This is a genomic window from Limnohabitans radicicola, assembly GCF_014837235.1.
Classification (GTDB): Bacteria; Pseudomonadota; Gammaproteobacteria; order Burkholderiales; family Burkholderiaceae_C; genus Limnohabitans_A; species Limnohabitans_A radicicola.
Genome location: NZ_JACYFT010000002.1, coordinates 578,441 through 590,658 on the forward strand (window position 1 = coordinate 578,441; position 12,218 = coordinate 590,658).

The 12,218-nt window shown below is 61.6% G+C and carries 12 protein-coding genes; 11 read left to right on the top strand and 1 reads right to left on the bottom strand.

Going from position 1 to position 12,218, the window contains the following annotated elements; all coding sequences use genetic code 11:
* The first annotated feature begins 13 nt into the window (after positions 1 to 13).
* The 6 genes from odhB (at position 14) to IC609_RS10550 (ending at position 6,552) form a co-directional block, all read left to right on the top strand.
* Positions 14 to 1,258, top strand: coding sequence for a 2-oxoglutarate dehydrogenase complex dihydrolipoyllysine-residue succinyltransferase (odhB, locus tag IC609_RS10525; RefSeq protein ID WP_191819447.1), 1,245 nt, complete (start codon positions 14 to 16; stop codon positions 1,256 to 1,258).
* Positions 1,259 to 1,318: 60 nt separating this feature from the next.
* Positions 1,319 to 2,746, top strand: a complete 1,428-nt coding sequence (lpdA, locus tag IC609_RS10530; protein ID WP_191819448.1) for a dihydrolipoyl dehydrogenase — start codon at positions 1,319 to 1,321, stop codon at positions 2,744 to 2,746.
* A 120-nt stretch (positions 2,747 to 2,866) separates the two neighbouring features.
* Positions 2,867 to 3,964, top strand: coding sequence for a cell division protein ZapE (zapE, locus tag IC609_RS10535; protein ID WP_191819449.1), 1,098 nt, complete (start codon positions 2,867 to 2,869; stop codon positions 3,962 to 3,964).
* The gene (locus IC609_RS10540; protein WP_191819450.1) at positions 3,961 to 4,305 is read left to right on the top strand and encodes a hypothetical protein; all 345 of its coding nucleotides are present in this window, start codon (positions 3,961 to 3,963) and stop codon (positions 4,303 to 4,305) included. Before zapE ends, IC609_RS10540 begins: the two co-directional genes overlap by 4 nt.
* 1 nt (position 4,306) lies before the next feature.
* Positions 4,307 to 4,513: a DUF465 domain-containing protein gene (locus IC609_RS10545; RefSeq protein ID WP_191819451.1), complete on the top strand. Its 207-nt coding sequence runs from the start codon at positions 4,307 to 4,309 to the stop codon at positions 4,511 to 4,513.
* A 95-nt stretch (positions 4,514 to 4,608) separates the two neighbouring features.
* The gene (locus IC609_RS10550; RefSeq protein ID WP_191819863.1) at positions 4,609 to 6,552 is read left to right on the top strand and encodes an ATP-dependent DNA helicase; all 1,944 of its coding nucleotides are present in this window, start codon (positions 4,609 to 4,611) and stop codon (positions 6,550 to 6,552) included.
* On the opposite strand, the gene IC609_RS10555 is transcribed toward IC609_RS10550, so the two are convergent.
* Positions 6,529 to 7,332 (bottom strand): outer membrane protein assembly factor BamD, encoded by an 804-nt coding sequence (locus IC609_RS10555; protein WP_191819452.1) that lies wholly within the window; start codon positions 7,330 to 7,332, stop codon positions 6,529 to 6,531. The two genes, IC609_RS10550 and IC609_RS10555, sit on opposite strands and share 24 nt — an antisense overlap.
* A gap of 59 nt (positions 7,333 to 7,391) precedes the next feature.
* Between IC609_RS10555 and IC609_RS10560 the strand changes: the two genes are divergently transcribed.
* From IC609_RS10560 to rlmN, 5 genes are all read left to right on the top strand, one after another.
* Positions 7,392 to 8,381 (top strand): RluA family pseudouridine synthase, encoded by a 990-nt coding sequence (locus tag IC609_RS10560; RefSeq protein ID WP_333473679.1) that lies wholly within the window; start codon positions 7,392 to 7,394, stop codon positions 8,379 to 8,381.
* A 156-nt stretch (positions 8,382 to 8,537) separates the two neighbouring features.
* Complete coding sequence (gene scpB / locus IC609_RS10565) at positions 8,538 to 9,293, top strand: SMC-Scp complex subunit ScpB (protein ID WP_191819453.1); 756 nt, start codon at positions 8,538 to 8,540, stop codon at positions 9,291 to 9,293.
* Positions 9,290 to 10,486, top strand: a complete 1,197-nt coding sequence (locus IC609_RS10570) for a pseudouridine synthase (RefSeq protein ID WP_191819454.1) — start codon at positions 9,290 to 9,292, stop codon at positions 10,484 to 10,486. The genes scpB and IC609_RS10570 overlap by 4 nt, the downstream gene beginning before the upstream one ends.
* Before the next feature lie 132 nt (positions 10,487 to 10,618).
* Positions 10,619 to 11,044, top strand: coding sequence for a nucleoside-diphosphate kinase (ndk, locus tag IC609_RS10575; RefSeq protein ID WP_191819455.1), 426 nt, complete (start codon positions 10,619 to 10,621; stop codon positions 11,042 to 11,044).
* Between the two features lie 32 nt (positions 11,045 to 11,076).
* Entirely contained in the window at positions 11,077 to 12,210 is a 1,134-nt protein-coding gene (gene rlmN / locus IC609_RS10580) for a 23S rRNA (adenine(2503)-C(2))-methyltransferase RlmN (RefSeq protein WP_191819456.1), read from the top strand.
* Positions 12,211 to 12,218: the final 8 nt, after the last annotated feature.

The following is a 12,218-nucleotide window of genomic DNA, read 5'->3' on the forward strand; positions in this document are numbered from 1 at the left end:
GAAAGAATTCAAAATGGCTATCGTAGAAGTCAAAGTCCCCCAGCTGTCCGAGTCCGTGGCCGAAGCCACCATGTTGCAGTGGAAAAAGAAACCTGGTGAAGCGGTTGCGGCCGACGAAATCCTGATCGAAATCGAAACCGACAAAGTTGTGCTCGAAGTGCCTGCGCCTGCAGCCGGCGTGCTGTCGGAAATCATCGTGGCCGATGGCGGCACCGTGACCGCCGAGCAGCTCATCGCCAAGATCGATACCGAAGGCAAGGCTGCAGCCACCGCTGCGCCTGCCGCCGCTGCTGCCCCTGTCGCAGCTCCAGCAGCCGCAGCCCCAGCTGCAGCCAACAAAGCGGGTGTGGCCATGCCTGCCGCAGCCAAGCTGATGGCCGACAACAACCTGGCCGCAGGTTCTGTGGCAGGTACGGGCAAGGACGGTCGTGTCACCAAGGGTGATGTGCTGTCGGCTGTGGCCGGTGGTGGTGTGCAGTCCACTGCGGCTGTGATCCCCACAGGCGTGCCCACCAAGGCGCTGCCTCAGGTGTCGGCGCCTGCCGTCAACCTGGGCGACCGTCCTGAGCAACGCGTGCCCATGACCCGTCTGCGCGCCCGCGTTGCCGAGCGTCTGCTGCAATCACAGTCAACCAACGCCATCCTGACCACCTTCAACGAAATCAACATGGCCCCGGTCATGGACATGCGCAAGCGCATGCAAGAGCGTTTCGAGAAGGAACACGGCGTCAAGCTCGGCTTCATGAGCTTCTTCGTCAAGGCCGCTGTGCATGCCCTGAAGAAATTCCCCGTGCTCAACGCTTCCGTCGATGGCAACGACATCGTGTACCACGGCTACTTCGACATCGGTATCGCTGTGGGTTCGCCGCGCGGTCTGGTGGTGCCGATCCTCCGCAACGCCGATCAGATGAGCTTTGCCGACATTGAGAAGAAGATCGCCGAATTCGGCGTGAAAGCCCGTGACGGCAAGCTGGGCATCGAAGAGATGACTGGCGGTACCTTCTCCATCTCCAACGGTGGCACTTTCGGCTCGATGATGTCGACCCCCATCATCAACCCACCCCAGTCCGCGATTTTGGGTGTGCACGCGACCAAAGACCGCGCCATGGTGGAAAACGGTCAAGTGGTGGTGCGTCCCATGAACTACTTCGCCATGTCGTATGACCACCGCATCATCGACGGCCGCGAAGCCGTCCTGGGCCTGGTCGCCATGAAGGAAGCGCTGGAAGATCCAGCGCGCCTCTTGTTCGACATCTGAATCCCTTTGTTTTGAATGCCCCCTGCCCAGGGGGCGTTTTTCATCCAGAAGACAATCACCATGAGCAAACAATTCGACGTCGTCGTCATCGGCGGTGGCCCCGGTGGCTACATCGCAGCCATCCGCGCTGCCCAACTCGGTTTCCAAGTCGCTTGCATCGACGAGTGGAAAAACGCAGCCGGTGGCCCAGCCCCTGGCGGCACCTGTACCAACGTGGGTTGCATCCCCTCCAAGGCGCTGCTGCAGTCCAGCGAGCACTTTGAACACGCCAACCACCACTTCGCAGAGCATGGCATCACCGCCAAGGATGTGAAGATGGACGTGGCCAAGATGATTGCCCGCAAGGACAACGTCGTGAAGCAAAACAACGACGGCATCTTGTACCTGTTCAAGAAAAACAAGGTCACCTTCTTCCACGGTCGCGGCAGCTTTGCGGGCAAGGCGGAAGGCGGCTACACCATCCATGTGGCTGGCAAGACCGAAGAATCCATCACGGCCAAGCAAGTCATCATCGCCACAGGCTCCAACGCCCGTGCGCTGCCTGGCACACCGTTTGACGAAGTCAACGTGTTGTCCAACGACGGCGCATTGCGCGTGGGCGCTGTACCTAAGAAACTGGCCTTGATCGGCTCAGGCGTGATCGGTTTGGAGATGGGTTCTGTGTGGCGTCGTCTCGGCGCTGACGTGACCATCCTCGAAGGCCTGCCCACATTCCTCGGCGCTGTGGATGAGCAAATCGCCAAAGAAGCCAAGAAGGCTTTTGACAAGCAAGGCCTCAAGATCGAACTCGGCGTGAAAGTGGGCGAGATCGTCAACGGCAAGAAGGGCGTCACCGTCAACTACACCAACGCCAAAGGCGAAGCGGTGGTGCTCGACGCAGACAAGCTCATCGTGTCGATCGGCCGCGTGCCCAACACCATCGGTTTGAATGCCGAAGCCATTGGCCTGCAGCTCGACGAGCGTGGCGCCATTGTGGTGGACGGTGATTGCAAAACCAACGTGCCCGGCGTGTGGGCGGTGGGTGACGTGGTGCGCGGCCCGATGCTCGCGCACAAAGCCGAAGAAGAAGGGGTGGCTGTGGCCGAGCGCATCGCAGGCCAACACGGTCATGTCAACTTCAACACCATTCCTTGGGTCATCTACACCAGCCCCGAAATCGCTTGGGTTGGCCGCACGGAGCAGCAACTCAAGGCCGATGGCGTGGCTTACAAAGCCGGCACATTCCCGTTCCTCGCGAACGGCCGTGCACGTGCGTTGGGCGACACCACCGGTATGGTGAAGTTCCTGGCCGATGCCACGACCGACGAAATCCTGGGGGTGCACATGGTGGGTCCACAGGTGTCGGAGTTGATCTCTGAAGCCGTGGTGGCGATGGAGTTCAAGGCCTCGGCCGAAGACATTGCCCGCATTTGCCATGCGCACCCGTCCTTGAGCGAAGCCACGAAAGAAGCCGCACTGGCCGTAGACAAACGCACCCTGAACTTCTAAGCCCAAGACCCGTTGCCGACTGCGGTGGGCAAGGAGTTGGGTTAAAGTTCTTGCATCCCAGAAACCCGGGCATTGTTCCGGGTTTTTTTCGGGTTATTTGAAGTCAAAGACCATTTGTCCATGTCCGTTCGTGCTGTTTACGAAGAAGAGCTCCGAAAGCGGGGCTTTCAGAGCGATCCGGCCCAACTGCGTGCCATTGAGGCACTGGAGCGCTGCGCCAACGAGTGGGCCATTTACCGGGCCAAACGCTCCAATGCCCTGAAAAAACTCATCAACCGACCTGAGATCCCCAAAGGGGTTTACATGTTTGGCGGGGTGGGGCGCGGCAAAAGCTTTTTGATGGACTGCTTTTACGAAGCGGTACCGATCCAGCGCAAGACCCGTTTGCACTTTCACGAGTTCATGCGCGAGGTGCACCGTGAGTTGGCCGCCATGCAGGGCACTGTCAACCCGCTGGACGTGTTGGGCAAAAAGATGGCCAAGCGCTACCGGCTCATCTGCTTTGACGAATTCCATGTGGCCGACATCACCGATGCGATGATCTTGCACCGCCTGCTGGTGGCCCTGTTCGACAATGGGGTGGGCTTTGTCACCACCTCCAACTTTGAGCCCGATGGCCTGTACCCCAACGGCCTGCACCGCGACCGCATCTTGCCCGCCATTGCCTTGCTCAACCAGCGCATGCAGGTGCTCAATGTGGACAACGGTACCGACTACCGCCGCCGCACGCTGGAGATGGTCAAGCTCTATCACACCCCGCTGGGTGCACAGGCCGATGCCGAGATGGGCGATGCTTTCAACCGCTTGGCCACGGGGCCAGACGAAGACCCGCAGCTGCACATCGAGGCGCGCAAGATCCAGTCGCGTCGACGCTCCGGTGGTGTGGTCTGGTTTGATTTCATGGCCATTTGCGGTGGGCCGCGTTCACAAAACGATTACCTCGAAATCGCCACTCAGTTCCACACCGTGCTGCTGAGCAATGTGCCGCAGCTGCCCGTGAGCATGGCGTCCGAAGCCCGGCGTCTGACCTGGCTGATCGATGTGCTGTACGACCGTCGGGTCAAACTCATTTTGTCTGCGGCTGTGCCGCCCGAGGCGCTTTACACGCAAGGCCCGATGTCGCACGAGTTCCCGCGCACGATTTCACGCCTGCACGAAATGCAATCCAGCGAATTTTTGGCGCTGGAGCACCGCACGGTGGACACGCACCTCACATGAAGACGCTCGCTTCGGTTTTGGCCTGTCTGAGCATTGCTGCGGGTGCATGGGCGCAGGCGGTGGATGATGTGCCTGCTGAAATTCGTCAGCAAAGGGATGCCTTGGCACAGGAGCGCAGCCGCATCAACCAGTCGCATGAGCTGCAAGCCACCGCGTGTTGGCAGAAATTTGCCGTCAACGATTGCCTGGCTGCTGTGCGCAAAAGCAAACGGGCACAACTGGACCCGATTCACCAGAAAGAGTTGGCGATCAATGCGCAAGAGCGTGCCTGGCGGACCCGCCAGCGCGACGAGCGTTTGCAGAACAAGGCCAGTGAGCCGGGAGCACGCAGTGAGCAGTGAGATGCACAGCAATCTGCGCTCGCCCGAGCGGCAATTGATCGAGCTGCAAATGGAGCATGCCGATCTGGACGCCTTGATTGACCAGGCCACAGAAAGTGGTGAGGCCCAGGACGAGTTGCGTCTGCGCCGCTTCAAAAAACGTCGCCTGGCTTTGCGCGACCAGATCGTGCGTCTGCAGCTGTTGCTTGACCCCAAGGAACCGGCTTGACACGGCTGGCCGATGCGGTGGCGGACACTTTGTCCGACGCGGGTCTGCTGGCCCAGCGTGTCGGTGGCTTTCAGCCACGTCAGGGGCAAACCGAGATGGCCATGGCGGTGGTCGAAACCATCGAGGAGGGCGGGGCGCTGGTGGTGGAGGCGGGCACCGGGGTGGGCAAGACCTTTGCTTACTTGGTGCCAGTACTGCTCAGTGGCCAGCGCGCCCTCATTTCTACGGCCACCAAAGCCTTGCAAGACCAGCTGTTTTCACGCGACATCCCGCGCCTGGCGCAAGTGCTGAACCTGCCTGTGCGTGTGGCCTTGCTCAAGGGCCGCTCCAGCTACCTGTGTCTGCACCGCATGGAGCAAGCCCGCCACAGCCCGCAAGCGGCCCAGGCGGCTTACCAGCGGGCCATCGCCAAGGTCGAATCCTGGTCGCAGCTCACGCAGACGGGGGACATGGCCGAGTTGCCGGGCCTGGATGAAAGTTCGTCGCTGTGGCCTTTGGTGACCTCGACCCGGGACAACTGTCTGGGCTCCAACTGCCCACGCTACCGCGCCTGCCATGTGAATCTGGCACGTAAGGAGGCGATGGCGGCCGATGTGGTGGTGATCAACCACCACCTGTTCTTTGCCGACCTGTCTGTGCGTGAATCGGGTGTGGCCGAGCTCCTGCCCACGGTGCGAGTCACCGTGTTCGACGAGGCGCACCAGCTCAACGAGATCGGTGTGAATTTCCTTGGTCAGGACCTGTCCACGGTACAGCTGCTGGAGTTGGCGCGCGATGTGCTCGCCACCGGCTTGCAACTGGCCCGTGGCCTGGTGGACTGGCATTTGCTGTCGGCAGGCCTGGAAAAGGCCACACGCGACTGGCGGTTGGCGGCCGGGCAACACCGTGGGGCTGTGCGCCTGCGTTGGGCCGATGGTGCGCCCCAGGGCGTGGAGGTCGATGCCTGGCGCCATGGCTTGGATCAATTGCACACCGCATTAGAGAACCTGCGCGCCGGACTCGATCAGGTCACCGAGCTGGCACCGGATTTCCAGCGCCTGATGGAGCGGGCCGTGTCTTTTGCACAGCGCACGCGCCAGTTTGCCAGCGAGCCCGACAGCGATGCGGTGCGCTGGGCAGAGGTCAGTGCGCAGCTGCGGCTGGTCGAGGCGCCGCTGGACATCGCCGACACTTTTTCCAAATTGACGCAGCCTGCGCCGCAGCCAGTGCTTGAGGCTGTATCAGAGTCTGCAGCGCCCGTGCTGCAGCGGGCTTGGGTGTTCACTTCGGCCACCCTGGGCGCCGATGAGCGACTGAGCTGGTTCACCCAGCCATGCGGACTCACGGCGGCGCGCACCATGCGTGTGGGCAGCCCTTTTGATTACGGGCGGCAAGCAGCACTGTATGTGCCCGACCATTTGCCCAAACCCGCTGACCCCAGCCATGCGCGGCAGGTGGCTCAGTTGGCGCTGGAGGCGGTGACGCAGCTGGGTGGCCGTACCCTCGTGCTGACCACCACGCTGAACGCCATGCGTGTGATTGGCGAGCATCTGCAGTCGCGGTTTGATTCAGGCCTGAACATCGAAGTGCTGGTGCAGGGGCAAAGCCCCAAGCGCAAGCTGATGGAGCGTTTTCGCGAGGGGCGCAGCCAGGGTGGTGCGGGTTGCGTGCTGGTGGCGTCGGCCTCTTTCTGGGAGGGCTTCGATGTGCCCGGCGATGCCTTGCAGTTGGTCATCATCGACAAGCTGCCGTTTCCGCCGCCCGATGACCCCTTGTTTGAAGCCCGCAGCCAACGACTGACGCGTGAAGGCCGCAGCCCGTTCGCCGAGCATGCCTTGCCGGAAGCCGCCGTGGCCCTCAAGCAGGGGGCAGGGCGTTTGATCCGCAGTGAAAGCGATCGCGGAGTGCTGGTGGTGTGCGACACCCGTCTGGCCACAATGTCTTATGGCAAACGCTTGATGTCGGCTTTGCCGCCGATGCGGCTGGTCACCAGCCGGGACGAGTTTGTGTCTGAAATCAGCGCCCTGGCGCAGGACTCACCAGAGCTTCCACCAGCTTGATGTTTTTTGCACGGCCTTGCCTTGCAGGTAGGCCGACCGGGGGTAGTTCTTTTCCAGCACGCGCTTGGCATCGTCGCGCAACGCGCTCATGCCCATGGCGTCGTACGAGGTGACCAGGATGGCCAGCGCATCTTCAACGGCAGGCACACCCTGGTAGTCCGAGATGGCTTGCTGGGCGCGGTTGATCGCGGCCACATGCGCACCTTTCGTGGCGTAGTAACGCGCCACATGCACCTCGTAAGCTGCCAGCGAATTGACGATGTAGGTCATGCGCTGACGGGCATCCGGTGTGTATTTGGAATCCGGAAAACGTGCAGCCAGGTCGCGGAAGGATTCGAAGGACTCCTTGGCGGCCTTTTGGTCGCGTTCGGACAGGTCTTGCCGAGTGATGAAAGAGAACAAGCCCAGGTTGTCGTTGAAGTTCACCAGGCCCTTGAGGTAGAGCGCATAGTCCAGTGCCGGGCTGGTGGGGTGCAGACGGATGAACCGGTCGAGTGTGGCGATGGCTTGTACCTTGTCGCCGGTTCTGTACTGTGCGTAGGCTTTTTCGATCTGGGCTTGCTGCGCCAGCAGCGTGCCGGCAGCGCGACTCTCCAGTTTGTCGAACAGGCCAATGGCCTTGTCCCAGGCCCCTGAATTGACTTCGTCGCGCGCTTCTTTGTAAATGCGGTCGGGTGTCCAGCCTGCCGTCACATCCTTGGTTGTGCTGGAGCAGCCGGACAAGATCGATGCTGCCAGCAGCAGGCAGGCGGGAAGCACCGATAATCTGAAACGCAGCATGTCCGACATCCTTGAACTGTTCACTCGAATTGATTATATCGACCCCCCCCACTTTGCAAGTGTCTGAATTCCCTGATTCCGAAGGTTTAACCGGTGGATGGGAGGGAGATGCTGTTGAAGTCCGCCACGACCAAGTGCCCGTAGCCTTGCAAGGCTGGCGACTTGACCGCGCGTTGGCCCACTTGGTGCCTGAGTTTTCACGCAATTACCTGCAGCAACTCATCGAGCAAGGCGATGTCTTGCTGGAGGGGCAAGTGGCGGGCAAGTCGTCGGTCAAGGTCAAATTTGGCCACCACATCACGGTCACCCTGCGGGCCACGCCGCAATCGCAGGCCTTTGTGCCGCAAGACATGCCCATCGATGTGGTTTACGAGGACGAGCATTTGCGCGTGGTGAACAAGCCCGCTGGTCTGGTGGTTCACCCGGCTCCGGGCAACTGGCGGGGTACCTTGCTCAACGGTCTGCTGGCGCTGGACCCTCTGGCCGTTCAAGTGCCCAGAGCTGGCATCGTGCACCGGCTGGACAAAGACACGAGCGGCCTGATGGTGGTGGCCCGCACCCGCCAGACCATGGACGCTCTGGTCGAGATGATCGCCGCCCGTGAGGTCAGTCGCCAGTACCTGGCCATTGCCCACGGCCGCTGGGGCAGCGATGCTGTGCGCAAGGTCGAGGCGCCAATCGGGCGTGACCCCGCCAACCGCTTGCGCATGGCCGTGGTGGACTTGAACAGCCAATCGGGCAAAACCGCCGCAACGACCATTGAGTTGCTGGACCAGGCTGATGCCGCCTGCCTGGTGCAATGCACCCTGCACACGGGTCGCACGCACCAGATCCGGGTGCACATGGCCCACCTCAAGCACCCCTTGCTGGCCGATGCGGTCTACGGTGGCGCGCCCTTGGCGGGCATGACCCGGCAAGCGCTGCACGCCTGGCATCTGGCGTTCACGCACCCCATCACTGGCGCTGCGCTCGATTTCAAGTCACCGCTGCCGCAAGACATGCGTGCCGCACTGGATGTCTGGGGCCTCAGCTACAATGACCCTGCATGAGCGCCTGCGGGCAGCTCTGACGGCCGGTTCGCTTCAGGCCAAGTCCTGGTCATTGCATCTCCTTGCTTGAAGACTGGACAGGCCCCCATTCTGGCCAATCCCCACAAACCCTCGAGCTCAGGCTTTCTGAGCGATTTTTCCCGGAAGACCGACACCATGAACACGGCGCAAGCCAAGCGTGTCCTTGAAACTGCCTTGCTCTGCAGCCATCAGCCCTTGTCGCTGCGGGAGATGCGCGTCCTGTTTGACGATGCCCTGGGGGCGGACACCCTGCGCCAGATGCTGGCAGATTTGCAGCAAGACTGGGCGCAGCGTGGCCTGGCGCTGGTCTCTGTGGCCAGTGGCTGGCGTTTCCAGAGCCGTCCGGAAATGCGTGACTACCTCGATCGCTTGCACCCCGAAAAACCGCCCAAATACACCCGCGCGGCCATGGAGACACTGGCCATCATCGCCTACCGTCAACCTGTGACCCGTGGCGACATGGAAGACATCCGTGGCGTGACCATCAACTCCCAGATCCTCAAGCAGCTGGAAGACCGGGGTTGGGTCGAGGTCATTGGTCACCGTGAAACTGTCGGACGCCCGGGTTTGTATGCCACCACACGCCAGTTTCTGGACGATCTGGGTCTGGCCTCCTTGGACCAGTTGCCTCTGCTCTCCACGGTCGATCACCAGACCTCTGCTTTGGCGGGTTTGGTGGACGAGGAGCCGGTTCAGCCTGTGCTGTCCCTCGAAGAGGCGCTTGACCCTCAGAATTCACCCGTGGCAGACATGTTTGCCACTCCCGAAGGCGTGCTGCCAGAGTCTGAAGCGGGCGCGCAAGCGGACGCACCAGCAGCGGCACAGGACGCTGTTGACGCCGATTCGGCCCTTCCTTCTACTGCGGGTGAAGAAGACCCCGAACACCCATGAATTCACCATCCCGCGATCCTCAAAACACACAGGCCAATGCAAAGCGCGGCCGCGCTTCCGATGCGCGCCGACCCGCCGCTGGTGCCTACAAGGCAGTGGCCTTGTCCGATGTGGTGTCGGGTGAGTTTGACAACGAGGACAGCGCACCCGATGCCGAGCAGGATCTGGGCAAGCGCGTGCTCGCGCCTCAGGCCGATTCGCCGAAACTCCATAAGGTGCTGGCCCAGGCTGGCATGGGCTCCCGTCTGGAGATGGAGCAGCTGATTCTGGAAGGTCGGATTTCGGTCAACAACGAGCCTGCCCATGTGGGCCAGCGCATCCAATACGGTGACCTCATCAAGGTCAACGGCAAGCCCATCCGCGTCCGGATCGAGCCGCCACCCGCACGTGTCATTGCGTACCACAAGCCTGCGGGCGAAATCGTCAGCCATGACGATCCACAAAACCGGCCTTCGGTTTTTCGCAAGCTGCCACGCTTGATGAACGGCAAATGGCAGTCGGTTGGGCGTCTGGATCTGAACACCGAAGGCTTGCTGTTGTTCACCAGTTCAGGCGAGCTGGCCAACCGGCTGATGCACCCGCGCTTTGGCCTGGAGCGCGAATACGCGGTACGGGTGCTGGGTGCATTGAGCAACGAGGAAAAACAGCGTTTGCTGGACGGGGTGGTGCTCGACGACGGCTTGGCCCAGTTCGGCTCCATCGAAGATGGCGGCGGTGAGGGGTCCAACTGCTGGTACCGCGTCACGATTTCGGAAGGTCGTAACCGTGAGGTGCGTCGCATGATGGAAGCCGTGGGCCATGCGGTCAGTCGCCTGATCCGCATCCGCTACGGTGCCATGGTCTTACCCCACGGTTTGCGTCGGGGCGCCTGGCTGGAACTGGATGACAGTGACATTCGTGCCTTGGTGCGTGCTGCCGGTGCGCCAGAACGTGCGGCGGCACTGACTTACGAAGCGCGTGGTCCCGCCCGGCCTGCACGCAGCCCGCGCACCGGTGGACGAGGTAAGGCCGGAACCGCCGTGCCGACCTCTAAACCTGCACCTCGTGGCAAGGCCACAGGCAAGGCGCTGGCTAACACGGGCGGACAGCCTGACCCCTTGCGCACCTCGCAGGGTTATATCGGTGCGGAGAGTTTCACCCGCCAAAAGCAAGGCACTGGCGGCAAACGCAAACCCGGCGGCCGCGGCCGTTGAGCGGGTCGGTAGACCTTTCGCAAGAGGGGCATTGCGGCCCTTACATCCGGAAACGCCCGCCACGCAGGTTAGAATAAGCGGCTTTGCCAAATGGCAAAAATGCTTAAAAATCACTCTATCACAGGAAATACCATGGCGATCGAACGCACCCTCTCCATCATCAAACCCGACGCAGTGGCCAAAAACGTCATCGGCCAGATCTACGCCCGTTTTGAAGCTGCAGGCCTGAAGGTCGTGGCCGCCAAGATGGCGCACCTGTCGCGCGGCGAAGCCGAGCAGTTCTATGCGGTCCACAAGGAGCGTCCTTTCTTCAAGGACCTGGTCGACTTCATGGTGTCCGGCCCGGTCATGATCCAGGCTCTGGAAGGCGAAAGCGCGATTGCCAAGAACCGTGACCTGATGGGCGCCACCGACCCCAAGAAGGCCGCTCCCGGCACCATCCGCGCCGACTTCGCTGACAGCATCGACGCCAACGCCGTGCACGGCTCTGACGCCCCTGAAACTGCTGCTGTGGAAGTTGCCTTCTTCTTCCCCGGCATGAACGTTTACAGCCGCTGATCGCGTCGCGACAGATTCGCGACTTCAAACGCATGACGGCCAACCTTCTTGAATTCGATCTGGAGGGTCTGGCCGTTTTTTGCGAAGGGCTGGGTGAAAAGCGTTTCCGCGCCACCCAGCTGTTCCGCTGGATCCACCAGCGCGGTGCCAGCGATTTCGACCAGATGAGCGATCTGGCCAAATCCCTGCGCGAAAAACTCAAGACTTCTGCCCACATCGCCGCCTTGCCGGTGGTGTCCCAGCACATGTCTGCAGACGGCACCATCAAGTGGCTGTTCGATGTGGGTGACGGCAATGCCGTCGAATCCGTGTTCATCCCTGAAGACGACCGGGGCACGCTGTGTGTGTCTTCCCAGGCGGGTTGCGCCGTGGGCTGCCGCTTTTGTTCCACCGGCCACCAGGGCTTCAGCCGCAACCTGACGACGGGGGAGATCCTGGCCCAGCTGTGGTTTGCCGAGCATTTCCTGCGCAAACACCTGAACACCGATGACCGTGTCATCTCCAACGTGGTGATGATGGGCATGGGCGAGCCCCTGCAGAACTATTCGGCACTGGTGCCCGCCCTCAAGGCCATGCTGGACGACCACGGTTATGGTCTGTCGCGCCGCCGGGTCACCGTGTCCACCTCGGGTGTGGTGCCGATGATCGACCGTCTGGCGCAGGACTGTCCCGTCGCATTGGCGGTGTCCTTGCACGCCCCCTACGATGAGTTGCGCGACAACCTGGTGCCGCTCAACCGCAAATACCCGCTCGACGAGCTGCTGCAGGCCTGTACCCGCTACCTGGGTTCTGCGCCACGTGACTTCATCACTTTTGAATATTGCATGCTCGATGGTGTCAATGACCAGCCCGAGCATGCCCGTCAATTGATCGATCTTGTCCGCCTGCACGCCCGCGCGGGTCTGCGCTGCAAGTTCAACCTGATTCCGTTCAACCCCTTTCCTGCCTCCGGACTGCTGCGGTCACCGCAGGCCCGTGTTCAGGCCTTCGCCAAGATCCTGCTGGAGGCCGGTCTGGTGACCACGGTGCGCAAGACGCGGGGCGACGACATCGATGCCGCCTGTGGTCAGCTGGCTGGTGATGTCAAGGACCGCACCCGCGTGCAAGACCGCATTGCCCAGCAAAGGACCATCCCTTTGGTGCCTGTTGCGCCTGACTCCCATTGAAAGGGCCG

Excerpts from the sequence above, each read along its gene's own strand:
- IC609_RS10550 (WP_191819863.1), top strand. The coding sequence starts at position 4,609 with ATGGCCATGGCGGTGGTCGAAACCATCGAGGAGGGCGGGGCGCTGGTG.
- odhB (WP_191819447.1), top strand. The coding sequence starts at position 14 with ATGGCTATCGTAGAAGTCAAAGTCCCCCAGCTGTCCGAGTCCGTGGCC.
- IC609_RS10570 (WP_191819454.1), top strand. The coding sequence starts at position 9,290 with ATGAATTCACCATCCCGCGATCCTCAAAACACACAGGCCAATGCAAAG.
- IC609_RS10555 (WP_191819452.1), bottom strand. The coding sequence starts at position 7,332 with ATGCTGCGTTTCAGATTATCGGTGCTTCCCGCCTGCCTGCTGCTGGCA.
- IC609_RS10545 (WP_191819451.1), top strand. The coding sequence starts at position 4,307 with ATGCACAGCAATCTGCGCTCGCCCGAGCGGCAATTGATCGAGCTGCAA.
- rlmN (WP_191819456.1), top strand. The coding sequence starts at position 11,077 with ATGACGGCCAACCTTCTTGAATTCGATCTGGAGGGTCTGGCCGTTTTT.
- scpB (WP_191819453.1), top strand. The coding sequence starts at position 8,538 with ATGAACACGGCGCAAGCCAAGCGTGTCCTTGAAACTGCCTTGCTCTGC.
- lpdA (WP_191819448.1), top strand. The coding sequence starts at position 1,319 with ATGAGCAAACAATTCGACGTCGTCGTCATCGGCGGTGGCCCCGGTGGC.
- IC609_RS10540 (WP_191819450.1), top strand. The coding sequence starts at position 3,961 with ATGAAGACGCTCGCTTCGGTTTTGGCCTGTCTGAGCATTGCTGCGGGT.
- ndk (WP_191819455.1), top strand. The coding sequence starts at position 10,619 with ATGGCGATCGAACGCACCCTCTCCATCATCAAACCCGACGCAGTGGCC.
- zapE (WP_191819449.1), top strand. The coding sequence starts at position 2,867 with ATGTCCGTTCGTGCTGTTTACGAAGAAGAGCTCCGAAAGCGGGGCTTT.